This is a genomic window from Sphingomonas sp., from assembly GCF_035317925.1.
Taxonomy (GTDB): domain Bacteria; phylum Pseudomonadota; class Alphaproteobacteria; order Sphingomonadales; family Sphingomonadaceae; genus Sphingomonas_I.
Genome location: NZ_DATHFV010000173.1, coordinates 1 through 2,943, shown reverse-complemented (window position 1 = coordinate 2,943; position 2,943 = coordinate 1). Strand labels below are relative to the sequence as shown.

Here is a 2,943-nt window from a genome sequence, read left to right as displayed (position 1 = left end):
CGGGCATGCCGAGATGATCGAAGGCCAGCTCGAGGCGGTCGGCATCGATGACGCGCTGCTGATCCTCGAACCGGCAGGCCGCAACACCGCGCCCGCCATCGCCGCCGCCGCGCTCGCGCTCGATCGCGACGCGATCATGCTGGTGATGCCGAGCGATCATGTCATTCGCGACGTGCCCGCCTTCCGCGCCGCGATCGACGCCGCCCAGCCTTTGGTCGAGCAAGGCTGGCTCGCCACCTTCGGCATCACGCCCGACGGCCCGGAGACGGGCTATGGCTATATCAAGCGCGGGGCCGAACTCGTGCCCGGCGTCGCCCGGGTCGACAGCTTCGTCGAAAAGCCCGATCGCGCCACCGCCGAAGCCTATCTCGCCACCGGCGACTATAATTGGAACGGCGGCATCTTCCTGTTCGGCGCGGGCGCCTATCTCGACGCGCTCGGCGCCCATGCGCCCGACATTTTGGCGGCGGTCAAAAAATCGATGGACGCGGCCATCCGCGACGGCAACCGCCTCTATCCTGACCAGCACGCTTTCGCCGCCTCGCCCAGCCAGGCAGTCGATTATGCGGTGATGGAGAAAGCCGAAAAGGTCGCGGTTGCGCCGGTTGAAATGGGCTGGTCCGACGTCGGCAGCTGGGACGCGCTCCACGCAATCTCCGCCTGCGACGCCGACGGCAACGCCCACCATGGCGAAGTGTTCGCGATCGACACCGAACGCTGCATGATCCGCAGCGAAGGCCCGGTGGTGGCGGCGGTCGGCGTCAGCGATCTGATCATCATCGCCACTCCCGACGCCGTCCTGATCATGCCGCGCGGCGCCAGCCAGGAGGTCAAGCGCGCGGTCGAAGCGCTCAAGAAAGACGGCCACATCACGCTGGATCGCGCGATTTAACCACTCCCGGAAAGCTGGATTGCGTCGCTGCGCTCGCAATGACGATAGATAGTGTGATTTCGTCATTGCGAGCCGCGTAGCGGCGAAGCAATCCAGACCTGCCGCTCGATCCTAGTCGTACCGATAGGGGTATTTGTCGATCGTCGTCGTCCCGCGCGTCTGGTTGCAGAGGAAGACCGTGCCCGTGAAATAAATGCCGGGTTTCGTGATCGTCTTTGCCTGCTCGAACGCGTCGCGAAGCTGCTGCACCGTCATCTGCACGGGCGCCTCATCGGGCTGATAGGTCACGCCATAGGCATAATCCTGTCCGTCCTTGCTGATCTCGACGTGGCACCCCATCACATGCGTAACCGGATGCGTGTCGCAGAATTCGATCAGGCGCTTCATGCTGTCGAACCAGGGCTGCCAGAAGCTGATGTAGCAACGCCCGCGATAGAACATGTCACCGGTGAAGAGGATCTGCGTGTACGTATCGTAATGCGCGAATTCGGAGATGACGTGGCCCGGCGAACCCCAGATCAATATCTCGCGCCCGCCCAGATCCAGCGAAACCCGTTGCTCCGGGAAGTTCGTCATGCCCCAGAATCCCAGCATCTCTTCCTGGGTTAACCCCATGTAACGGGTGTTGGGGCGGTCCGCGAACTGGTTGGTGGCCGCATAGTGATCGGCGTGCAGATGGCTGAACGCCACCAGCAATTCCAGACTTGCGGGATCGCGATTGTTCCGGCGGCACCAATCGTCGATGCAGCCATCCACGACGCCGCGCAGGTCCCAATCGTTGCGTAGCTGGACGAAGCCCTCGTCCAGCAAAAGCACGCGGTCGTTGCCGAAATAGAGCGGCGCGAACGGCGCTTCGTAACTATAGGCCTTGTTCTGCCTCAGGATCGCCGTGTGCGCATTGTACCAATGGACGTGCACGGGCGGGTCGGTGTTATCCATGGCCGATGGCGACCCGCAGATCCACTTGTCGGGGAAACCGCCGGGCGCGGGAAGGTTGGCCTTGAAGTCGATCGGCCCCGGACGGACGGACGCGGCCGCCGCATTCGCGACTCCCGCCAAAGCGGCATTGGACAAGGTCACGGCCGCGGCGAAGGCGGGTGAGGTCAGGAAGGTGCGACGATCCATGGCTCTTTTCCTCGTCGACGGGCGTCAGAATGGGCGCGGAGGGATGATGTTCGGCACGTCCGATGGCCAATCCGACGTCCGCTGATCGGGGCTGACCCCGTTCAGGAGCACGAAATCGGGCCGGATGAGCATCGTGTCCTTGCCCTGCACCGCACGCGCATAGTCCAGGATCTGGTCGACCAGCGCCGGGTCCATCTCGAGCAGCCGCTCATAGGGCTTGTAGGTCGCGAACCGCGGATAATAGCGGCCCGGCACGAACATCATCTCGATATGTCCGCCGAGTATCGATTTCACCGGATGATCCGCGATAAAGGCCTTGATCCGCTCCAGCGAGGCCACGAAATCCCTGTCGTTGCCGATGTTGATCTTGCCCGGAAAGATCAGGTCGCCCGTGAACAGGAAATCGCAATAAGGGTCATAAAAACTGACGCCGTCCTTGTGCGTCCCCGGCGTCGGAATCACCTCGATCACCCGGTCGCCCAGATCGATCCTGCCGCGCCCGGACGGCCAGCTGCCGCCCAGGCCATAGAAGCGCTTCATCACCTCCAGCGGCTTGGGCACGATCACCGTGTCTGCGCGTCCGGCAAATTGCACGAGGCCCTGGTTCTGCGCGACATCCTCGCCCGACGTCAGCGCGACGGTGAGCGGCACCTTCTGGCGCCCGCGTGCCTGCGACCAACGCGTGATGATCGCGTCGACCGTCTCGCGCAGCGGATAATAAAGCGCTTCCGCGGTCGCGCCGGCATCGATCAGCAGCGCGCCCTTGTTGCCGAACAACAGATAGGTGAACGGCGCCTCCCAGTGCACGCAGACATTCTGCCGCAGCACGAAGGTGTCTTCGTTATATTGCACCACCTGAACGCGCGGATCGCGGTTCTTGGCCGCGATATTGGAACCGTAGGTCCAGCGCATGACGAACTTGCCGG

3 protein-coding genes are annotated in these 2,943 nt (G+C 63.2%); 1 reads left to right on the top strand and 2 read right to left on the bottom strand.

What is annotated here, in order from left to right; translation table 11 throughout:
* On the top strand, window positions 1–892 hold an 892-nt coding region (locus tag VK533_RS12895), incomplete at its 5' end, for a mannose-1-phosphate guanylyltransferase (RefSeq protein WP_324378271.1).
* Between the two features lie 111 nt (window positions 893–1,003).
* Here VK533_RS12895 and VK533_RS12890 read toward each other — a convergent pair.
* Both VK533_RS12890 and VK533_RS12885 read right to left on the bottom strand, forming a co-directional pair.
* Window positions 1,004–2,017 carry an MBL fold metallo-hydrolase gene (locus tag VK533_RS12890; RefSeq protein WP_324378269.1) on the bottom strand — a complete coding sequence of 338 codons (1,014 nt, stop codon included), beginning with the start codon at window positions 2,015–2,017 and terminating at the stop codon, window positions 1,004–1,006.
* A gap of 24 nt (window positions 2,018–2,041) precedes the next feature.
* Window positions 2,042–2,943, bottom strand: a 902-nt coding sequence (locus VK533_RS12885; RefSeq protein WP_324378267.1) for an MBL fold metallo-hydrolase, incomplete at its 5' end; no start/stop codon positions are given.